The sequence below is a fragment of the Mycobacterium sp. Root135 genome, assembly GCF_001426545.1.
Lineage (GTDB): Bacteria > Actinomycetota > Actinomycetes > Mycobacteriales > Mycobacteriaceae > Mycobacterium.
The window spans coordinates 625263-645012 of record NZ_LMEZ01000009.1; the positions used below are offsets into that span (position 1 = coordinate 625263).

Below are 19750 nucleotides of genomic sequence, written 5' to 3' on the forward strand. Positions count from 1 at the left end.
ATCCGTGTCTGATACGGACCTCATCACGGCTGAAGGCAGTAGCGACGGCGTCGAACTGCCGAATCCCGTGAATTCACCCATCTCGGAAGCGGTTTCGGCTGCGCCTGCGAAGGCGACGACCGTGGTGGCCTCCGGCGACCGCCCCACCGCGTTGACCGCGATGGTGCTCCCCGACCTTCGTGCCCTTGCGGGCCAGCTTGGCATCAAGGGTTCCTCGGGCATGCGCAAGAGCGAGCTCATTGCCGCCATTCGCGAGAACCGTGGCGACAACACCGGTGCCAGCGCTGCCGCGGCTCCGGCCAAGGCGGCCGCCGAGCCGACGCCCGCCGTCGCCGAGGCTGCCCCCGCGGCCGACGTCGCCGCTGGTGACGCCCCGGAGCGGCCCGTCCGCGCCCGCCGCGAGCGTCGCGGTGCGTCGCGCAGTGCCGGTGCTGCCGTCGAGCCCCAGGAATCCGGCGAGCAGACCGCGAAGGTCGAGCAGCCGCAGGACAAGGCTCCCGAAGTGAAGGCCGCAACCGAGCAGAAGGCCGCCCCCGAGGCAGCGCCCGCGGACAAGCCGGACAAGGGTGCCGAGAAGGCAGCCAAGACCGACGACGCCGACAAGAAGGACGCCGTCCAGGCCGAGGCCCCGCGTACCAACGAGCGCCAGAACAACGGCGGGCGTCAGGGCAACCGCAACGACGGTGGCAACGACCGCAACGACGGCGGTGGCGAGCGGCAGAACAACCGCAACGAGGGCGGTAACAACCGCAACGAGGGCGGCAACAACCGCAACGACGGCGGTGGCGAGCGGCAGAACAACCGCAACGACGGTGGCAACAACCGCAACGACAACGCCAACAACCGCGGCAACAACAACGCGAACAGCAACAACAACAACAACAACTCGAACAACAACGTCAACGACGACGATGACGACGAGCGGGGTGGCCGGCGCGGTCGCCGGTTCCGTGACCGCAGGCGTCGCGGCGAGCGTGGCGACACCCAGGGCGGCGGCGGCAACAACGACCGCGACACCGAACTGCGCGAAGACGACGTCGTCCAGCCCGTCGCGGGCATCCTCGACGTGCTCGACAACTACGCGTTCGTCCGCACCTCCGGGTACCTGGCGGGCACGAACGACGTCTACGTCTCGATGAACATGGTTCGCAAGAACGGTCTGCGCCGCGGCGACGCCATCATCGGCGCCGTCCGCGTGGCCCGCGAAGGCGAAAGCGGCGCCAACAGCAATAGCCAGAACCCGCGGCAGAAGTTCAACCCGCTGGTGCGGCTGGACTCGGTCAACGGCGGCCCCGTCGAAGATGCCAGGAACCGTCCCGACTTCCAGAAGCTGACGCCGCTCTACCCGAACCAGCGTCTGCGCCTCGAGACCAAGTCCGAGCTGTTGACCACCCGCGTCATCGACCTGATCATGCCGATCGGCAAGGGTCAGCGCGCGCTGATCGTCTCGCCGCCAAAGGCCGGTAAGACGATGGTGCTGCAGAGCATCGCCAACGCGATCACCGTCAACAACCCCGAGTGCCACCTGATGGTGGTGCTGGTCGACGAGCGACCCGAAGAGGTCACCGACATGCAGCGCTCGGTCAAGGGTGAGGTCATTGCCTCCACCTTCGACCGGCCGCCGTCAGACCACACCGCAGTCGCCGAGCTGGCCATCGAGCGCGCCAAGCGCCTCGTCGAGCAGGGCAAGGACGTCGTCGTATTGCTCGACTCCATCACCCGGCTCGGCCGCGCGTACAACAACGCGTCGCCCGCCTCCGGCCGGATCCTGTCCGGTGGCGTCGACTCGACGGCGCTGTACCCGCCGAAGCGCTTCCTCGGCGCGGCACGCAACATCGAAGACGGTGGCTCGCTGACGATCATCGCCACGGCGCTGGTCGAGACCGGTTCGATGGGTGACACGGTCATCTACGAAGAGTTCAAGGGCACCGGCAACGCCGAGCTCAAGCTCGACCGCAAGATCGCCGAGCGCCGGGTCTTCCCCGCGGTGGACGTCAACCCGTCCAACACCCGCAAGGACGAACTGCTGCTGTCCACCGACGAGTTCGCCGTCGTGCACAAGCTGCGCCGGGTGCTGTCGGGTCTTGACTCGCACCAGGCCATCGACCTGCTGATGAGCCAGCTGCGCAAGACGAAGAACAACTACGAGTTCCTCGTCCAGGTTTCCAAGAACACGCCGGGAACCGACAACGACTAAGAACAGCTAGTACGCGAGAGCCCCCGACCATGGTCGGGGGCTCTCCGCGTTTCTAGGCCAGCGCGGGGTCGGACCTCAGGCCGGGCATGACGTAGCGGCGGACGTGAGCCAGCACCGCGTCGTGGTCGCTGGGGTCGAGTCGTTGCCCCGGCACGGTGGCCAACGAAAGCAGCGCGCGGGCAACCCATTCCGAGGCCTCGGCGACGTCGGTGTCGGGGTGGATCTCGCCACGTTCCTTGGCGACGACGAGGTATCTGGTCCAGAACTCGCCCAGGTCCGGCACCAGGCCCTGAACGCCCGCACCGGCGCAGGCCGCGAACTCCTCTGGCTCCTCCAGTCGCAGCTTCATCAGGATGGTGCCCGGATCGGCGTAGGCGGTGCGTCCGTGCCGGATGCCCGCCGCGATCTGTTCGTCCAGGCCCTCGATCTGTTCCAGCATCGCGTGCGAGTCCGACCAGTACGCCTCGTTGAGACGCACGATCGCCGCTCCGAGCAGCGCGTTCTTGTCGGGGAAGTGCCGGTAGAGCCAGCCCCGTGAGACGCCCGCGACCTCGGCGACCTCGGACACCGTCGTCGAGCGAATCCCCTTGGCGCGCAGACACACCTCGGCCGCGTCGATCAGCCTGTCCCGCACGGTCTTGGCCGCCGGCCGGGGTGCGGTGGCGCTCGTCAACGGCGGGCTCCTGTTCATTTCAGCGCGATGGGTGGATCTGTGCATTCTGCCCGTTGCCAGACGGTACCGTTGTCGCTGGTCGCCAGTAGACACTTCGCGGTTTCTGTTCACTTACGGATCGAGGTAGCCAGCGATGGCGGACACACTCCAGCAGCTGCTCCGGACGAGGGCCGACCTCGACACGGTCGCCGTCAAGCACGGTGACGCGTCGTGGACCTGGCGCCAGCACGTCGCCGAGGCCACCCGACAGGCCTCGGCCGTCATCGCCGCCGCAGACCCGTCGCGGCCCCTGCACGTCGGCGTCCTCATGGGCAACACCCCCGGGATGCTCACCTCGTTGGCCGCCGCCGGGCTCGGCGGCTACGTCCTGTGCGGGATCAACACCACCCGTCGCGGCGAGGCGATCGCCCGCGACGTCGCCCGCGTCGACTGCCAACTGCTGATCACCGACCCCGAACACCGCCACCTGCTCGACGGCCTCGACCTGCCCGGCGTCACCGTCGTCGACGTGGGCGCCGAGGAGTGGGCCGCGCGGCTCCGTGCCGCACCAGCGCTGGTGCCGCACCGCGAAGTCGGCGCCGACGACACCTTCATGATGATCTTCACCTCAGGGACCAGCGGGGAGCCAAAGGCCGTCGAGGTGCCCCACGCGATGGTGCTCTTCGCAGGCAGCGCCTTGGTGCAGAGGTACGGCCTCGGCGAATCCGACGTCTGCTACCTGGCCATGCCGTTGTTCCACTCCAACGCCGTCTACGCGGGCTGGAGCGTGGCGCTCGGCGCGGGTGCGGCCATGGTTCCCGCCGCGTTCTCCGCGTCGCGCTTCCTGTCCGACGTGCGCCGGCACGGGGCCACCTACATGAACTACGTCGGCAAGCCGCTGGCCTACATCCTCGCGACGTCCGAGCAACCCGACGACCACGACAACACGCTGCGGATCGCCTTCGGCAACGAGGCCGCCGACCGCGACATCGAGGAATTCGGTCGCCGATTCGGCTGCGAGGTGTGGGACGGTTTCGGGTCGACGGAGACCGCCGTGATCATCACCCGGCCCGACGGCTGCCCGACGGGGTCCATCGGCCAGGGGTTCCCCGGGGTGGCCGTCTACGACCCGGAAACGGTCACCGAATGCGCCGTCGCCCGATTCGACGAGACGGGGGCGCTGGCCAACCCCGACGAGGCGACGGGGGAGTTGGTCAACACCAGCGGAAGCGGACTCTTCCGCGGGTACTACAACGATCCCGGGGCGACGGATCAGCGGTTGCGCCACGGCATGTACTGGTCCGGGGACCTCGCCTACCGCGACGCCGACGGCTGGATCTACCTCGCGGGCCGCACCGGCGATTGGATGCGGGTCGACGGCGAAAATCTGACGACCGCCCCGATCGAACGAATATTGTTGCGGCTCAACGTCATCAGCCGCGTCGCCGTGTACCCGGTGCCCGACGAGCACGTCGGCGATCAGGTGATGGCCGCGTTGGTGCTTCGCGACGACGCCGACCTGACCCCCGAAGAGTTCACCGAATTCCTCGGCGCTCAGCGGGACATGTCGCCGAAGGCGTGGCCCCGCTACGTGTGGATCGCCGACGACCTCCCGACCACGGCGACCAACAAGATCCTCAAGCGCGAGCTGGTCGCCCTCGGCGTCGACCCGGCCGGGCGCGAGCTGTGGCGCCGCGACCGCGCCCGGTTCGACCCGGTGGTCCCGGCGGACCGCTGAGCTCGGCGGAATATGCCCCGGTGTGCGCGCGTTTATGACTCTGACGGCTGACCTGGCATAATCGTCCGTCGACCCCTCGGTTCCGGTTCACGTTTGAGATCAGGTCAGGATCTCGGACGACCCGGCGGCCAACGATAGAAGAGGACCAACATGAAATCGGGTATTCACCCCAACTACGTAGAGACCAACGTCGTCTGCGGCTGTGGAAACAGCTTCCAGACGCGTAGCACCAAGGAGAGCGGCCACATCGTGGTCGAGGTCTGCTCCCAGTGCCACCCCTTCTACACCGGCAAGCAGAAGATTCTCGACAGCGGCGGCCGCGTCGCACGCTTCGAGAAGCGCTACGGAAAGCGCGCTGGGGCCGCTGAGAAGGTCGAAGCCGACAAGTAGCTGTCCTTTCGGCGCCCGTCCTGTCGCATTCGTCGACGGGGTCGGGCGCCGATTGCGTTTCCGGTCACTGTTTGAAAGAGAGAAGGCACGATGGCGGCCACCGATTCGGCGACGAGGGTCGACGCGCTCCTCGCCGAGCACGCCGACCTCGAAACTCAACTCTCGGACCCGGCGCTGCACGCCGACGCCGGGGCTGCCCGCAGGGTGGGTCGCCGGTTCGCGCAGTTGGCGCCGATCGTGTCCACCCACCGCAAGCTGGAGACGGCCCGCGGTGACCTCGAAGCCGCCAAGGAGCTCGCGACCGAGGACGCCTCCTTCGCCGCCGAGGTACCCGAACTGACCACGCGCGTCGCCGAACTCGAACAGCAGCTCAGCGATTTGCTGGCCCCCCGCGACCCGCACGATGCCGACGACGTCGTGATGGAAGTGAAGTCGGGGGAGGGCGGCGAGGAATCGGCACTGTTCGCCGCCGATCTCGCCCGCATGTACATCCGGTACGCCGAGCGGCACGGCTGGAACGTCACCGTGCTCGACGAGACCTACTCCGATCTCGGCGGCTACAAGGACGCCACACTCCAGATCGCCAGCAAGGGCGACACGGCCGACGGCGTCTGGTCCCGCCTCAAGTTCGAAGGCGGCGTGCACCGCGTGCAGCGCGTGCCCGTCACCGAGTCCCAGGGCCGCGTGCACACCTCCGCGGCCGGGGTCCTGGTGTACCCCGAGCCCGAGGACGTCGCCGCCGTCCAGATCGACGAATCCGACCTGCGCATCGACGTCTACCGGTCCTCCGGCAAGGGCGGCCAGGGTGTCAACACCACCGACTCCGCGGTCCGCATCACCCACCTGCCGACCAACATCGTCGTCACGTGTCAAAACGAGCGGTCGCAGCTGCAGAACAAGGCCCGCGCGATGGTCGTACTCGCCGCCCGCCTGCAGGCACTCGCCGAGGAGCAGGCCTCCGCCGACGCGTCGGCCGACCGTGCCAGCCAGATCCGCACCGTCGACCGCAGCGAGCGCATCCGGACCTACAACTACCCCGAGAACCGGATCACCGACCACCGCGTGGGGTTCAAGGCGCACAACCTCGACCAGGTCCTCGACGGGGACCTCGACGCGATGTTCGACGCCTTGGCCGCCGCCGACAGACAAGCCAGGCTGCAGGAGACATGACGCGCCTGCGGCGGGCCATCGACGATGCGGCACGCACGCTAGCGCAGGCAGGAATCGACAGCGCACACGTCGACGCCGAACTCCTCGCCGCGCACGTCGCGGGCGTGAACCGCGGAGTGCTGCGGTTCCACGATCCCGACGACGGCTTCTACGGGAGCTACCGCACACTGGTCGACGCCAGGGCGCGCCGGATTCCGCTGCAACACCTCACCGCCACCGCGGCGTTCGGCCCGCTGCTGCTCACCGTGGGGCCCGGTGTGTTCATCCCGCGACCCGAGACCGAGGCGTTGCTGGAATGGGCGCTCAAGCAACGACTTCCACCCTCACCGGTCGTCGTGGACCTCTGCACCGGGTCGGGAGCGTTGGCCGCCGCCCTTGCCGACGGGACACCCGGCGCCCACGTCGTCGCCGTCGAGGACTCACCGGAAGCGCTGTCCTACGCCCGGCGCAACTGTGCGGGCCATGACGTCGAGCTCGTCGAGGCCGACGTCACCAGTCCCGGATTGCTGAGCGAGCGCGACGGCACAGTCGACCTGCTCGTCTCGAACCCCCCGTACATCCCGGACGGCGCCGTGCTGGATCCCGAAGTGGCCGAACATGATCCGGCTCACGCGCTGTTCGGCGGTCCGGACGGAATGCGGGTCATCGGGCCGATCGTCACCCTCGCCGCCCGGCTGCTGCGCTCAGGTGCCACCGTCGGCGTCGAGCACGACGACGAGACCGCCGCGGCGACCGTCGCACTCTTCGAGCGCTCCGGTGCCTTCACCGACGTGACGTCACGTCGGGATCTCGCCGGTCGCCCCCGGTTCGTCACCGCAACGAGGAAGGGGCAGGCTGGAGCTCATGAGTGAGGTATTCGACTGCGCGGACGAGACCCAACGATCCACCGGAATCGCGTCGGCGATCAGCGCGCTCAAGGGCGGCAGCCTCGTGGTGATGCCCACCGACACCGTCTACGGCATCGGCGCCGACGCGTTCGACGGAGCCGCGGTTGCCGCTCTGCTGGCCGCCAAGGGCCGCGGCCGCGACATGCCCGTTCCCGTCCTCGTCGGGTCCTGGCACACCATTGACGGGTTGGTGTACTCGGTGCCCGAGTCGGCGAGAGAGCTCATCCGCGCGTTCTGGCCAGGGGCGCTCAGCCTCGTCGTGCAGCAGGCGCCGTCGCTGCAATGGGACCTCGGCGACGCGCAGGGCACGGTCATGCTCCGGATGCCGCTGCATCCGGTCGCGATCGACCTGCTCCGCGAGGTCGGGCCGATGGCGGTCTCGAGTGCCAACATCTCCGGCCGGCCCGCCGCCGTCACGGCCGCCGACGCCCGCGAACAGCTGGGTGACCTGGTCGAGGTCTACCTGGAAGCCGGTCCGTCCGCCAACGGCGCGGCCTCGACGATCGTCGACCTGACCGGTGCCCAACCCCGCATTTTGCGCGAGGGCCCCGTCTCGTCGGCGGCCATCGCGACCGTGCTCGGAGTCGACGCGGAGACGCTGACGAACGCGACGTCGACCTAGGTCTCAGGTAGGTCCAGTACATTTCACCGCGTGGATGGCCTGCTCGCGTTGTCGGACCGCGGTGCCGGTGTCCCGTTGCGGGAGCTGGCTCTCGTCGGGCTCACCGCCGCGATCGTCACGTACTTCGCCACCGGCTGGGTGCGCACCCTGGCCACCCGCCTCGGGGCGGTCGCCTACCCGCGCCAGCGCGACGTCCACGTTCAGCCGACCCCGCGGATGGGCGGCCTGGCCATGTACGTCGGCGTGGCCGCCGCGGTGCTGCTGGCCTCCCAGCTGCCCGCGCTCAACCGCGGCTTCGTCTACTCGACCGGTATGCCCGCGGTGGTGGTCGCCGGCGGGCTGATCATGCTGGTGGGCCTCATCGACGACCGCTGGGGACTGGACTCGCTGACCAAGTTCGCCGGCCAGATCACCGCCGCCAGCGTGCTGGTCACCATGGGCGTGGCATGGAGCGTGCTGTACATCCCGATCGGCGGCGTCGGCACCATCGTGCTGGACCAGGTGACCTCGATCCTGCTGACGCTGGCGCTGACGGTGTCGATCGTCAACGCCATGAACTTCATCGACGGGCTGGACGGTCTCGCGGCAGGGCTGGGTCTCATCACCGCCGCCGCGATCTGCATCTTCTCCATCGGTCTGCTGCGCGACCACGGCGGCGACGTCCTGTTCTACCCCCCGGCGATGATCTCCGTCGTACTGGCTGGCGCCTGCCTCGGGTTCCTGCCGCACAACTTCCACCCGGCCAAGATCTTCATGGGTGACTCGGGTTCGATGCTGATCGGTCTGATGCTGGCCGCCGCGTCGACCACCGCGGCGGGGCCGATCTCGCAGACGGCCTACGGAGCGCGCGACGTCTTTGCCTTGCTTTCGCCGTTCCTGCTGGTGGTCGCGGTGCTGTTCGTTCCCGCGCTCGACACCCTGCTGGCGATCGTGCGCCGCACCAGGGCCGGCGTTCACTTCACGACACCGGACAAGATGCATCTGCACCACCGGCTGCTGCAGATCGGGCACTCCCACCGACGCGTCGTCCTGCTGATCTACATGTGGGTCGGCATCGTGGCGCTGGGCGCCGCAAGCACGATTTTCTTCGACCCTCGGTACACCGGCGCGGTGATGCTCGCGGCGATCGTCGTGGCCGTCGTCATCACCCTCATCCCACTGCTCCGCAAGAGCCGAGAAGTTCCCAGCCAGTTATCAGACTGAGCAGTACGACGCAAAGTAGTAGGAGCCCGTTTAGGGGTGCCTACCATGTGGTAAGTTGCCTCCAGAACCCGAAAGACCTCGCGGGTTGCCGGCCCGGCCCGGCGGTTTGAAAGAGCCGTTCGGTGCCGAAGTACGACCGACAAAGGGAGCTACCCCTTGGGTGATTCCAGCGCGACAACCGCCCTCCGATACGCTCGTCGGGCACGCGCCGGGTCATTGTTTGTCAAAGGGGACAGCTTCCGTGAGAGCGTGGATTGAGGTGAGTCAGTGACGACGCCAGCGCAGGACGCGCCGTTGGTGTTCCCATCCGTGGCGTTCCGGCCGATGCGACTGCTGATCGTGTGCGTGGCGCTCACCGGAGTTGCCCTCGTGGCCGCGGGATTCGTCGGCCACATCTTCTTCGGAGTCTTCTTCGGCCTCGGCCTGGTTCTCGGTTTGGTCAACGCGCTGATGGTGCGACGCGCCGTCGAGTCGATCACCGCAGAAGACCACCCGCTCAAGAAGAAGATGGCAGTCAACTCGGCCATGCGGCTGTTCTTCATCACCGCCATCGGATTGACCGTCGCCATCGTGTTCCGAAAGCACGACGGACTCGCAGTGCTCTTCGGTCTCGCAATCTTTCAGGCCGTGCTCGTGATGAGCACCAGCATCCCCGTCATGAAGAAGATCCGCTCAAGCGGACTAGACGTCGAACAAACGCCCGCACCGGAATCGAAGGATTGAGCAGACGGCAATGAATGAGACCTTCCTCGCCGCCGAGGGTGGAGCCCCGATTCACGTCGGAACCCACGAATACGTATTCCAGTTCCTGGGCATGACCTTCAACGGCGACACCATCATCTCCACGGTGATCGCCGCGATCATCGTCATCGCGCTGGCCTTCTTCCTCAAGTCCAAGGTGACCTCCACCGGCGTGCCCGGCGGAGTGCAACTGTTCTTCGAGGCCATCACCATCCAGATGCGCCAGCAGGTCGAGGCTGCGATCGGCATGAAGATCGCGCCGTTCGTGCTGCCGCTCGCCGTCACCATCTTCGTATTCATCCTGGTGTCGAACTGGCTCGCGGTGCTTCCGGTGCAGTACGGCGGTTCCGACGGTGCCGCGGGCGAACTGATCAAAGCGCCCGCCTCCGACATCAACTACGTGCTGGCCCTCGCCGCGTTCGTCTTCATCTGCTATAACGCGGCAGGCATCTGGCGCCGCGGCGCCTGGGGCCACGCCAAGAAGTTGGTCAAGGGCCACGTCACGCTGATGGCGCCCATCAACATCATCGAAGAGCTGGCCAAGCCAATCTCGTTGGCACTGCGACTCTTTGGCAACATCTTCGCCGGTGGCATCCTCGTGGCGCTCATCGCGATGTTCCCCTGGTACATCCAGTGGGCACCCAATGCCATCTGGAAGACGTTCGACCTGTTCGTCGGTCTGATTCAGGCCTTCATCTTCGCGCTGCTGACGATCTTGTACTTCAGCCAGTCGATGGAGCTCGATCACGACCACGAAGACGAGAACGAGAAAGCGCACCACTAGAAGCCAGCTCGACCCCGTAAGACCAGCAGTCCTGGTGGACACCCACCAGCTCACAAGGAGGAAAAAGGAATGGATCCAAACGCCCTCATCACGGCCGGTGCGCTCATCGGCGGTGGACTCATCATGGGTGGCGGCGCCATCGGCGCGGGTATCGGCGACGGTATTGCCGGTAACGCACTGATCTCCGGCATCGCCCGGCAGCCCGAGGCGCAGGGCCGCCTGTTCACGCCCTTCTTCATCACCGTCGGTCTCGTGGAGGCCGCGTACTTCATCAACCTGGCGTTCATGGCGCTGTTCGTCTTCGCCACGCCGGGTCTGTCGTAGTCCGTCGGCATGGGTGAACTCGGTTCGACTGTCCTGGCGGACGGCATCCACATCCTGGCGGCCAGCCAGGCAGCGGAAGAAGAGGGTGGCGGGGGCAATAACTTCCTGATCCCCAACGGCACCTTCTTCGTCATTCTGATCATCTTCTTGATCGTGCTCGGCGTGATCACGAAATGGGTTGTGCCACCGATCAGCAAGGTCCTCTCCGAGCGAGAGGCGATGCTGGCCAAGACCGCCGCAGACAGCCGCAAGTCGGCCGAGCAGGTCGCAGCGGCGCAAGCCGACTACGACGAGGCAATGGCCGGGGCTCGCACCGAGGCATCGTCGATCCGTGACGAGGCCCGGACCGCCGGCCGCCAGGTGATCGACGAGAAGCGGGCCGAGGCCAGCGGAGAGGTTGCGGAGACCGTGCGCGAAGCGGATGCACAGCTGTCCGAACAGCGTTCGTCGACGCAGTCCTCGCTCGAGTCGTCGGTGGACGGCCTGTCCGCCACGTTGGCGAACCGCATCCTCGGCGTTGACGTCAACTCAGGCGGGAGCCGCTAAATGTCGACATTCATCGGTCAGCTGATCGGTTTCGCAGTCATCGTGTACATCCTGTGGCGCTTCGTCGTGCCGCCGGTGAAGACGTTGATGCAGAAGCAGCAGGACGCCGTACGCACCGCGCTCGCCGAGAGTGCCGAGGCGGCAAAGAAACTCGCCGACGCCGACGCCATGCATGCCAAGGCGCTCAAGGATGCCAAGGCGCAGGCGTCCAAGGTGACCGACGAGGCTCGGCACGATTCGGAGCGCATCGAAAGCCAGCTCGCAGAGCAGGCGGTCGTCGAAGCAGAACGGCTGAAGGCTCAAGGCGCGCAACAAGTTCAGCTCATGCGGCAGCAGTTGATCAGGCAGCTGCGGCAGGGATTGGGCCAGGAGTCGGTCGACAAGGCCGACGCGCTGGTTCGAGCGCACGTGGCCGATCCTGCCGCCCAGGCGGCCACGGTCGACCGCTTCCTCGACGAGCTCGATCAGATGGCACCGTCCTCGGTGACCATCGAGACGGGTGTCTCGGCTCGGCTTCGTGCCGCAAGCCGAGCCGCCTTCGACGAGCTCACCAAGGCGTTCGACGACGTCGCAGGCAACCTGGAGGCGGCGGGTCTGACCACCGTCGCCGACGAACTCTCCGGAGTGGTGGGTCTGCTCGGCGTCGAGCCGACCCTCACCAGGCACCTCACCGAGCACAACGACGATTCCGACGCGAAGGTGCGTCTGACCGACCGGCTGTTCTCGAACAAGGTCGACGAGCACACGCTTCAGTTGCTGCGGACCGCGGTGTCCCAGCGCTGGTCGGCAGCGGCGGACTTCGTCGACGGCATCGAACACCTGGCCCGGCTCGCGCTTCTCAAGCGTGCCGAGCTCGAGAACCAGGTCGACGAAGTCGAAGAGCAGCTCTTCCGGTTCGGGCGGGTGTTGGACTCCGAGCCGCGCCTCACCGCGCTGCTGAGCGACTACACGACTCCGCTGGACGGCCGACTCGCCCTCTTGGACAAGGTCGTCGGGGGATCGGGCGTCGACGGTACGGCCGCGGCTCTGCTCAAGCAGACCATCGGTCGGCTGCGCGGCGAACGAGCCGACGAAGCCGTGGTGGACCTGGCCGAGCTGGCCGTGGCCCGCCGTGGCGAAGTCGTCGCCCACGTCGACGCGGCCGCCGAGCTGACCGACGCCCAGCGCGACCGGCTCGCCGAACTGCTGACCCGGATCTACGGCCACCCGGTGGCGGTCCAGCTGAACGTCGATCCCGAGGTGCTCGGTGGCCTCTCGATCACCGTCGGCGACGAAGTGATCGACGGTTCCATCGCATCCCGGCTGGCGGCCGCTCAGACCCAGCTGCCCGACTGACCCACAATCCAATCCAAAAGGTAGGAAGACCAAGAACATGGCAGAGTTGACAATCTCCGCTGCTGACATCGAAGGTGCCGTCGAGGAGTACGTATCCTCGTTCTCCGCCGACACCGAGCGCGAAGAGATCGGCACAGTCATCGACGCCGGTGACGGCATCGCCCACGTCGAGGGCCTGCCCTCGGTCATGACCCAGGAACTCCTCGAGTTCCCCGGTGGGGTTCTCGGTGTCGCACTGAACCTCGACGAGCACAGCATCGGTGCGGTCATCCTCGGCGACTTCGAGAAGATCGAACAGGGCCAGCAGGTCAAGCGCACCGGTGAAGTGCTCTCGGTACCCGTCGGCGACGGATTCCTGGGCCGCGTGGTGAACCCGCTGGGCCAGCCCATCGACGGCCAGGGCGACATCGACACCGACATCCGTCGTGCGCTCGAGCTGCAGGCGCCCTCGGTGGTTCAGCGTCAGGGCGTCGAAGAGCCGCTGCAGACCGGCATCAAGGCCATCGACGCGATGACCCCCATCGGCCGTGGCCAGCGTCAGCTGATCATCGGCGACCGCAAGACCGGCAAGACGGCCGTCGCGGTCGACACGATCCTCAACCAGCGTGAAGCCTGGGCGACCGGCGACCCCAAGCAGCAGGTGCGCTGCGTGTACGTCGCGATCGGCCAGAAGGGCACCACGATCGCCAGCGTCAAGCGCGCCCTCGAAGATGGCGGCGCGATGGAGTACACCACCATCGTGGCGTCCCCGGCGTCTGACCCGGCCGGCTTCAAGTGGCTTGCGCCCTACACCGGTTCGGCCATCGGCCAGCACTGGATGTACGACGGCAAGCACGTCCTCATCGTCTTCGACGACCTGTCCAAGCAGGCCGACGCCTACCGCGCGATCTCGCTGCTGCTGCGTCGTCCCCCGGGCCGTGAAGCGTTCCCCGGCGACGTCTTCTACCTCCACTCCCGTCTGCTGGAGCGGTGCGCCAAGCTGAACGACGAGCTGGGTGGTGGATCGATGACCGGACTGCCGATCATCGAGACCAAGGCCAACGACATCTCGGCGTTCATCCCGACCAACGTCATCTCCATCACCGACGGCCAGTGCTTCCTGGAGTCCGACCTGTTCAACCAGGGCGTGCGACCGGCCATCAACGTCGGTGTGTCGGTGTCGCGCGTCGGTGGTGCCGCACAGATCAAGGGCATGAAGGAAGTTGCGGGCTCGTTGCGACTCGACCTGTCGCAGTACCGCGAGCTGGAGTCCTTCGCGGCGTTCGCGTCCGACCTTGACCCGACGTCGAAGGCTCAGCTCGAGCGCGGCAGCCGGCTGGTGGAACTGCTCAAGCAGCCTCAGTACAGCCCACTGTCGGTCGAGCAGCAGGTCATCGCGATCTTCCTCGGCACCAAGGGTCACTTGGACTCGGTGCCCGTCGAAGACGTGCAGCGCTTCGAGGCCGAGTTCCTCGAGCACGTCAAGGCCAGCCATGACGACATCTTCGACGGCATCCGGGAAACGAAGAAGTTCCCGGAGGACGCCCAGGAGAAGCTGACCGGGATCGTCAACGAGTTCAAGAAGGGCTTCGCGGCCACCGACGGCAGCTCCGTTGCCGTCAACGAGGCCGAGACCGAGGCAATGGACGAGGACGACGTCGAGAAGGAATCGGTCAAGGTCCGCAAGCCGGCGCCGAAGAAGAAGTAGGTAAGGAGACATGGCAGCCACACTGCGCGAGCTACGCGGGCGCATCCGCTCCGCCGGGTCGATCAAGAAGATCACCAAGGCCCAGGAGCTGATCGCCACGTCGCGGATTGCCAAGGCGCAAGCGCGCGTCCAGGCAGCTCGGCCGTACTCCGACGAGATCACCAACATGCTCACCGAGCTCGCGGGTGCCAGTGCGCTGGACCACCCGCTGCTCGTCGAGCGGGAGTCGCCCAAGCGCGCCGCTGTGCTCGTCGTGTCCTCCGACCGGGGGCTCTGCGGGGCCTACAACGCCAACGTGCTGCGGCAGTCCGAAGAGCTCTTCGCGCTGCTGCGGGACGAGGGCAAGACTCCCGTCATCTACGCGGTGGGTCGAAAGGCGCTGGGCTACTACAGCTTCCGTCAGCGCGAGGTGAAGGATTCGTGGACCGGCTTCTCCGAGCGGCCGACCTACGACCAAGCTCGCGAGATCGCCGACGTCCTCGTTTCCGCCTTCATGGCCGGCGTTGACGACGACGACGAGAACGCGGGTGACGACGGCATCCTGGGCGTCGACGAAATCCACATCGTCTTCACGCAGTTCAAGTCGATGCTCTCGCAGTCGGCCATCGCCCTGCGGATCGCTCCGATGGTGATCGAGTACGTCGGCGAGCAGGAGAACGACGGCCCGCAGACGTTGTTCTCCTTCGAGCCAAATGCTGAGAACCTGTTCGACGCGCTGTTGCCGCGCTACATCGCCACACGCGTCTACTCGGCGCTACTGGAGGCCGCGGCATCCGAATCCGCGTCGCGGCGCCGGGCGATGAAGTCGGCCACCGACAACGCCGACGATCTGATCAAGGCGCTGACGCTGGAGGCCAACCGCGAGCGTCAAGCCCAGATCACCCAGGAAATCAGCGAGATCGTCGGTGGCGCCAACGCGCTCGCCGACGCCAAGTAGCCCTCGATACACACATCCCCGGAAGCGAAGAGAAGCGAAGAAACAATGACTGCCACCGCAGAAGATTCCAAGACCGCTGGTCGCGTGGTCCGCATCACCGGCCCGGTCGTCGACATCGAATTCCCGCGCGGCTCGGTGCCCGAGCTGTTCAACGCGCTGCACGCCAAGATCACCTACGAGCAGATGGCCAAGACGCTGACGCTCGAGGTCGCCCAGCACCTCGGTGACAACCTGGTGCGCACCATCTCGATGCAGCCCACCGACGGTCTCGTTCGCGGCGTCGAGGTCACCGACACCGGCAAGTCGATCTCCGTGCCCGTCGGCGACGGCGTCAAGGGCCACGTGTTCAACGCCCTCGGCGACTGCCTCGACGAGCCCGGCTACGGCGAAGACTTCGACCACTGGTCGATCCACCGCAAGCCGCCGCCATTCTCCGAGCTCGAGCCGCGGACCGAAATGCTCGAGACCGGTCTGAAGGTCGTCGACCTGCTCACGCCATACGTGCGTGGTGGCAAGATCGCCCTGTTCGGTGGTGCCGGCGTCGGCAAGACGGTGCTCATCCAGGAGATGATCAACCGCATCGCCCGCAACTTCGGTGGTACGTCCGTGTTCGCCGGCGTGGGGGAGCGCACCCGTGAGGGCAACGACCTCTGGGTCGAGCTCGCCGATGCCGACGTCCTCAAGGACACCGCCTTGGTGTTCGGCCAGATGGACGAGCCGCCAGGCACGCGTATGCGCGTCGCCCTGTCGGCGCTGACCATGGCGGAGTACTTCCGCGATGAGCAGAAGCAGGACGTGTTGTTGTTCATCGACAACATCTTCCGTTTCACGCAGGCCGGCTCCGAGGTCTCCACGCTGCTAGGCCGCATGCCGTCGGCGGTGGGTTACCAGCCCACCCTGGCCGACGAGATGGGTGAGCTGCAGGAGCGCATCACCTCGACCCGTGGTCACTCCATCACCTCGATGCAGGCCGTCTACGTGCCCGCCGACGACTACACCGACCCGGCACCGGCGACGACGTTCGCCCACTTGGACGCCACCACGGAACTGTCCCGTGCGGTGTTCTCGAAGGGCATCTTCCCCGCAGTGGACCCGCTGGCCTCCAGTTCGACGATCCTCGACCCGGCCGTGGTCGGCGACGAGCACTACCGCGTCGCGCAGGAAGTCATCCGAGTTCTGCAGCGCTACAAGGACCTTCAGGACATCATTGCCATCCTCGGCGTCGACGAACTCGCCGAGGAGGACAAGCAGCTGGTCAACCGGGCGCGTCGCATCGAGCGCTTCCTGAGCCAGAACATGATGGCGGCCGAGCAGTTCACCGGCCAGCCGGGTTCGACCGTGCCGCTGAAGGAGACCATCGAGGCCTTCGACAAGCTGACCAAGGGTGAATTCGACCACCTGCCCGAGCAGGCGTTCTTCCTCATCGGCGGGCTCGAGGACTTGGCCAAGAAGGCCGAGAGCTTCGGCGCCAAGTTGTGATGATCGCTCCGAGCCGAAAGGTGGTGACCGATGGCTACTGAAATTCACGTCGAGATCGTGGCCGTCGAGCGCGAGCTGTGGTCGGGTGACGCGACGTTCGTGTTCACCCGCACCACGGCGGGCGAGATCGGCATCCTGCCACGGCACATCCCCTTGGTCGCCCAACTCGTCGACGACGCCATGGTGCGCGTCGAGCGGGAGGGCGAGGACGACCTTCGCATCGCGGTCGACGGAGGGTTCCTCTCCGTAACCGACGAAGCAGTCCGGATCCTGGTCGAGAACGCGCAGTTGGAGTCGGAGATCAACGCCGACGAAGCCAAGCAGGACGCCGAGTCCGACGACGAGCGCACGGCAGCGTGGGGCAGGGCGCGGTTGCGCGCCCTCGGCGAGCTCGACTGATTTCGCGATGAGCGCGTCCATGATCACCATGGTCGCGCTGATCGGCGTGTTGTTGCTGGTCGTGCTCGCACTGTCGTACCGGCTGTGGAAGTTGCGTCAGGTGGGCGGTTCCGCCGCCATCCTGCGCGACGTTCCCGCCGTCGGCGGGCACGGCTGGCGACACGGCGTGGTGCGCTACCGCGGCGGCGAGGCCGGCTTCTATCGACTCTCGAGCCTGCGGTGGTGGCCCGACCGTCGGCTGTCGCGACGCGGCATCGAAGTGGTGTCACGGCGTGCCCCGCGTGGCGACGAAACCGACATCATGAGCGCCGAAATCGTCGTGCTCGAACTCCGTGACACGGGTCCGGAGAGTCGACGGGGCTACGAGATGGCCCTGGACCGGGGGGCGTTGACCGCGTTCACGTCATGGCTCGAGTCGCGCCCGTCGCCGCGCGCTCGCCGTCGCCAGAACTAGGCCTTCGGCCCACCCGGCTGCCACAGCACGTCGCCGTCGGGATTGGCCACTCGGCACAGGATGAACAACAAGTCCGACAGCCGATTCAAATACTTCGCCGGTAATGGGCTGATCGAATCGCCGTGGGCGTCGACCGCCCGCCATGCGGTCCGCTCCGCCCGCCGCGCGACGGTTCGCGCCACGTGGAGCAGGGCCGACAGGGGAGTGCCGCCCGGCAGGATGAACGAATTCAGGGCTGGTAGCGGTTCGTTGAACTCGTCGCACCACGATTCAAGTCGGTCGACGTAGTCCTGCGTGATCCGCAGCGGTGGGTACTCCGGGTTCTCGACCACCGGCGTCGACAGGTCCGCGCCCGCGTCGAAGAGGTCGTTCTGCACCTGGCGCAAGACGGCCAGGACCCGCTCGTCGGGAGCACCCAACGAGACGGCGACGCCGATCGCGGCGTTCGCCTCGTCGCAGTCGGCGTATGCCTCGAGACGGGGATCGTTCTTGGACACCCTGCTGAAGTCGCTCAGCCCGGTCGATCCGTCGTCGCCGGTTCGGGTGTAGATGCGGGTTAGGTGAACTCCCATGTCGAAACCGTACCCGGGCTGATTGGCGGAAACGGCTCTCGCTGGTCTGCGCTGCTTAGACTGGCCGCGTGAGCGAGCGATTCGTAGTGACCGGTGGTACCCGGTTGGCGGGCGAAGTTGCCGTGGGTGGTGCCAAGAACAGCGTGCTGAAGTTGATGGCCGCGGCCTTGTTGGCAGAGGGCACCAGCACGATCACGAATTCGCCCGACATTCTCGACGTCCCCCTGATGGCCGAAGTGCTCAGAGGTCTTGGCGCCACCGTCGACATCGACGGCGACACGGTCCGGATCACATCGCCCGACGAGCTGAAGTACGACGCCGATTTCGCGGCGGTGCGCCAGTTCCGGGCATCGGTGTGCGTTCTCGGCCCGTTGGTCGGGCGGTGCAAGAAGGCCAAGGTGGCTCTGCCTGGGGGTGACGCGATCGGATCGCGGCCGCTCGACATGCACCAGGCGGGCCTGCGCCAACTCGGAGCGAGATGCAACATCGAGCATGGCTGCGTGGTCGCGGAGGCAGACCATCTCCGGGGCGCCGAGATCCAACTGGAGTTTCCCTCGGTGGGCGCCACCGAGAACATCCTGATGGCAGCCGTCCTCGCGGAGGGGGTGACGACGATCCACAACGCAGCGCGTGAACCCGACGTCGTCGACCTCTGCACGATGCTCAACCAGATGGGTGCCCAGATATCCGGGGCGGGTTCGTCGACCATGACCATCACCGGGGTGGACCGGCTGCATCCCACCGAACACCGGGTGATCGGCGATCGCATCGTCGCGGCCACCTGGGGGATAGCGGCGGCCATGACGCGGGGGGACATCTCGGTGACGGGGGTCGACCCTGCGCACCTGCAGTTGGTGCTGCACAAGCTGCACGACGCGGGGGCCACGGTCACTCAACACGACAACGGGTTCCGCATCGTGCAGTACGAACGACCCAAGGCGGTCAACATGGCGACCCTGCCGTTCCCTGGGTTCCCGACCGATCTGCAACCCATGGCAATCGGGCTGGCGTGCATCGCCGACGGGACGTCGATGATCACCGAGAACGTGTTCGAGGCTCGCTTCCGTTTCGTGGAGGAGATGATCCGGCTCGGTGCGGACGCGCGGACCGACGGCCACCATGCTGTGGTCCGAGGCATTCCGCAGCTGTCGAGTGCACCGGTGTGGGCGTCGGACATTCGAGCGGGGGCCGGCCTGGTCCTGGCTGGACTCGTCGCAGATGGGGATACCGAGGTGCACGACGTGTTCCACATCGATCGCGGCTACCCGTTGTTCGTGGAGAACCTGGTCAGTTTGGGCGCGGAGATCGAGCGCGTAAGCTAGTCCAAGAGGCCGGTGCAGCGACGCCAAGCCTCTGACCAGCGGATTTGACTTCGCTGCGGCGGAAGACCTAATCTAATCGAGTTGCCCCAGTACGGGGGACAGAGAAGTTTGACTCTCCCGCTCAGATAGTTTAAGCTGGAGGGGTTGCCCCGAAAAGGGAAACTTCCCAAAAGTTGGTCTGTTGTTTGAGAACTCAATAGTGTGTTTGGTGGTTTTTGTTTGTTGTTTTTGGCCATCTTGGTGGGGGACTTCCCGTCTTCCTACTGCTTAGGGATGGTTTGTTTTATTTGCCAGTTTTGACTGGTTGTTAC

Annotated in this window: 20 protein-coding genes; 18 read left to right on the forward strand and 2 right to left on the reverse strand. The window is 66.4% G+C overall.

Going from position 1 to position 19750, the window contains the following annotated elements; genetic code table 11:
* Positions 1 to 4: 4 nt before the first annotated feature.
* Positions 5 to 2197, forward strand: coding sequence for a transcription termination factor Rho (gene rho, locus ASD37_RS28690; RefSeq protein ID WP_056559869.1), 2193 nt, complete (start codon positions 5 to 7; stop codon positions 2195 to 2197).
* Positions 2198 to 2249: 52 nt separating this feature from the next.
* Here the strand turns inward: rho and ASD37_RS28695 are convergent, their stop codons facing one another.
* Entirely contained in the window at positions 2250 to 2888 is a 639-nt protein-coding gene (locus ASD37_RS28695; protein ID WP_056559871.1) for a TetR/AcrR family transcriptional regulator, read from the reverse strand.
* Between the two features lie 115 nt (positions 2889 to 3003).
* Here ASD37_RS28695 and fadD1 point away from each other — a divergent pair, with 115 nt between their 5' ends.
* The 16 genes from fadD1 to ASD37_RS28775 all read left to right on the forward strand — a co-directional run bounded on the left by fadD1 (position 3004) and on the right by ASD37_RS28775 (position 17545).
* Positions 3004 to 4587, forward strand: coding sequence for a fatty-acid--CoA ligase FadD1 (gene fadD1, locus ASD37_RS28700; RefSeq protein WP_056559873.1), 1584 nt, complete (start codon positions 3004 to 3006; stop codon positions 4585 to 4587).
* Between the two features lie 150 nt (positions 4588 to 4737).
* Positions 4738 to 4977, forward strand: coding sequence for a 50S ribosomal protein L31 (gene rpmE, locus ASD37_RS28705; protein ID WP_056559875.1), 240 nt, complete (start codon positions 4738 to 4740; stop codon positions 4975 to 4977).
* Positions 4978 to 5067: 90 nt separating this feature from the next.
* The gene (prfA, locus tag ASD37_RS28710) at positions 5068 to 6147 is read left to right on the forward strand and encodes a peptide chain release factor 1 (RefSeq protein WP_056559878.1); all 1080 of its coding nucleotides are present in this window, start codon (positions 5068 to 5070) and stop codon (positions 6145 to 6147) included.
* A complete protein-coding gene (gene prmC, locus ASD37_RS28715; protein ID WP_056559879.1) occupies positions 6144 to 6998 on the forward strand; it encodes a peptide chain release factor N(5)-glutamine methyltransferase in 855 nt (284 codons plus the stop codon). Before prfA ends, prmC begins: the two co-directional genes overlap by 4 nt.
* Positions 6991 to 7656 (forward strand): L-threonylcarbamoyladenylate synthase, encoded by a 666-nt coding sequence (locus ASD37_RS28720; protein ID WP_056559882.1) that lies wholly within the window; start codon positions 6991 to 6993, stop codon positions 7654 to 7656. The genes prmC and ASD37_RS28720 overlap by 8 nt, the downstream gene beginning before the upstream one ends.
* Before the next feature lie 30 nt (positions 7657 to 7686).
* Positions 7687 to 8859 carry a glycosyltransferase family 4 protein gene (locus tag ASD37_RS28725; RefSeq protein ID WP_056559883.1) on the forward strand — a complete coding sequence of 391 codons (1173 nt, stop codon included), beginning with the start codon at positions 7687 to 7689 and terminating at the stop codon, positions 8857 to 8859.
* A 267-nt stretch (positions 8860 to 9126) separates the two neighbouring features.
* On the forward strand, positions 9127 to 9582 hold the full coding sequence (locus ASD37_RS28730) for an ATP synthase subunit I (RefSeq protein ID WP_056559885.1): 456 nt from the start codon (positions 9127 to 9129) through the stop codon (positions 9580 to 9582).
* 10 nt (positions 9583 to 9592) lie between these two features.
* Complete coding sequence (atpB, locus tag ASD37_RS28735; RefSeq protein ID WP_056559887.1) at positions 9593 to 10384, forward strand: F0F1 ATP synthase subunit A; 792 nt, start codon at positions 9593 to 9595, stop codon at positions 10382 to 10384.
* 69 nt (positions 10385 to 10453) lie between these two features.
* On the forward strand, positions 10454 to 10708 hold the full coding sequence (locus ASD37_RS28740) for a F0F1 ATP synthase subunit C (protein WP_056559889.1): 255 nt from the start codon (positions 10454 to 10456) through the stop codon (positions 10706 to 10708).
* Positions 10709 to 10717: 9 nt separating this feature from the next.
* Positions 10718 to 11254 (forward strand): F0F1 ATP synthase subunit B, encoded by a 537-nt coding sequence (locus ASD37_RS28745; protein WP_056559892.1) that lies wholly within the window; start codon positions 10718 to 10720, stop codon positions 11252 to 11254.
* Positions 11255 to 12589 (forward strand): F0F1 ATP synthase subunit B/delta, encoded by a 1335-nt coding sequence (locus tag ASD37_RS28750; RefSeq protein ID WP_056559894.1) that lies wholly within the window; start codon positions 11255 to 11257, stop codon positions 12587 to 12589.
* Between the two features lie 37 nt (positions 12590 to 12626).
* Positions 12627 to 14276, forward strand: a complete 1650-nt coding sequence (gene atpA, locus ASD37_RS28755; protein ID WP_056559896.1) for a F0F1 ATP synthase subunit alpha — start codon at positions 12627 to 12629, stop codon at positions 14274 to 14276.
* A gap of 10 nt (positions 14277 to 14286) precedes the next feature.
* Positions 14287 to 15213 (forward strand): F0F1 ATP synthase subunit gamma, encoded by a 927-nt coding sequence (locus ASD37_RS28760; RefSeq protein WP_056559898.1) that lies wholly within the window; start codon positions 14287 to 14289, stop codon positions 15211 to 15213.
* Between the two features lie 45 nt (positions 15214 to 15258).
* On the forward strand, positions 15259 to 16692 hold the full coding sequence (gene atpD / locus ASD37_RS28765; RefSeq protein ID WP_056559900.1) for a F0F1 ATP synthase subunit beta: 1434 nt from the start codon (positions 15259 to 15261) through the stop codon (positions 16690 to 16692).
* A 30-nt stretch (positions 16693 to 16722) separates the two neighbouring features.
* Positions 16723 to 17091, forward strand: a complete 369-nt coding sequence (locus ASD37_RS28770; RefSeq protein ID WP_056559902.1) for a F0F1 ATP synthase subunit epsilon — start codon at positions 16723 to 16725, stop codon at positions 17089 to 17091.
* A gap of 7 nt (positions 17092 to 17098) precedes the next feature.
* Positions 17099 to 17545 (forward strand): DUF2550 domain-containing protein, encoded by a 447-nt coding sequence (locus ASD37_RS28775; protein ID WP_056559904.1) that lies wholly within the window; start codon positions 17099 to 17101, stop codon positions 17543 to 17545.
* On the opposite strand, the gene ASD37_RS28780 is transcribed toward ASD37_RS28775, so the two are convergent.
* Positions 17542 to 18117: a cob(I)yrinic acid a,c-diamide adenosyltransferase gene (locus tag ASD37_RS28780; RefSeq protein WP_056559906.1), complete on the reverse strand. Its 576-nt coding sequence runs from the start codon at positions 18115 to 18117 to the stop codon at positions 17542 to 17544. The genes ASD37_RS28775 and ASD37_RS28780 overlap by 4 nt on opposite strands.
* A 68-nt stretch (positions 18118 to 18185) precedes the next feature.
* On the opposite strand from ASD37_RS28780, the gene murA reads away from it, so the two are divergent.
* On the forward strand, positions 18186 to 19439 hold the full coding sequence (gene murA / locus ASD37_RS28785) for a UDP-N-acetylglucosamine 1-carboxyvinyltransferase (RefSeq protein ID WP_056559907.1): 1254 nt from the start codon (positions 18186 to 18188) through the stop codon (positions 19437 to 19439).
* The last annotated feature ends 311 nt before the right edge of the window (positions 19440 to 19750 follow it).

Excerpts from the sequence above, each read along its gene's own strand:
- prmC (WP_056559879.1), top strand. The coding sequence starts at position 6,144 with ATGACGCGCCTGCGGCGGGCCATCGACGATGCGGCACGCACGCTAGCG.
- fadD1 (WP_056559873.1), top strand. The coding sequence starts at position 3,004 with ATGGCGGACACACTCCAGCAGCTGCTCCGGACGAGGGCCGACCTCGAC.
- rpmE (WP_056559875.1), top strand. The coding sequence starts at position 4,738 with ATGAAATCGGGTATTCACCCCAACTACGTAGAGACCAACGTCGTCTGC.
- ASD37_RS28740 (WP_056559889.1), top strand. The coding sequence starts at position 10,454 with ATGGATCCAAACGCCCTCATCACGGCCGGTGCGCTCATCGGCGGTGGA.
- ASD37_RS28760 (WP_056559898.1), top strand. The coding sequence starts at position 14,287 with ATGGCAGCCACACTGCGCGAGCTACGCGGGCGCATCCGCTCCGCCGGG.
- ASD37_RS28750 (WP_056559894.1), top strand. The coding sequence starts at position 11,255 with ATGTCGACATTCATCGGTCAGCTGATCGGTTTCGCAGTCATCGTGTAC.
- ASD37_RS28745 (WP_056559892.1), top strand. The coding sequence starts at position 10,718 with ATGGGTGAACTCGGTTCGACTGTCCTGGCGGACGGCATCCACATCCTG.
- prfA (WP_056559878.1), top strand. The coding sequence starts at position 5,068 with ATGGCGGCCACCGATTCGGCGACGAGGGTCGACGCGCTCCTCGCCGAG.
- atpA (WP_056559896.1), top strand. The coding sequence starts at position 12,627 with ATGGCAGAGTTGACAATCTCCGCTGCTGACATCGAAGGTGCCGTCGAG.
- ASD37_RS28780 (WP_056559906.1), bottom strand. The coding sequence starts at position 18,117 with ATGGGAGTTCACCTAACCCGCATCTACACCCGAACCGGCGACGACGGA.
- atpD (WP_056559900.1), top strand. The coding sequence starts at position 15,259 with ATGACTGCCACCGCAGAAGATTCCAAGACCGCTGGTCGCGTGGTCCGC.
- atpB (WP_056559887.1), top strand. The coding sequence starts at position 9,593 with ATGAATGAGACCTTCCTCGCCGCCGAGGGTGGAGCCCCGATTCACGTC.
- ASD37_RS28775 (WP_056559904.1), top strand. The coding sequence starts at position 17,099 with ATGAGCGCGTCCATGATCACCATGGTCGCGCTGATCGGCGTGTTGTTG.
- ASD37_RS28770 (WP_056559902.1), top strand. The coding sequence starts at position 16,723 with ATGGCTACTGAAATTCACGTCGAGATCGTGGCCGTCGAGCGCGAGCTG.
- ASD37_RS28720 (WP_056559882.1), top strand. The coding sequence starts at position 6,991 with ATGAGTGAGGTATTCGACTGCGCGGACGAGACCCAACGATCCACCGGA.
- ASD37_RS28695 (WP_056559871.1), bottom strand. The coding sequence starts at position 2,888 with ATGAACAGGAGCCCGCCGTTGACGAGCGCCACCGCACCCCGGCCGGCG.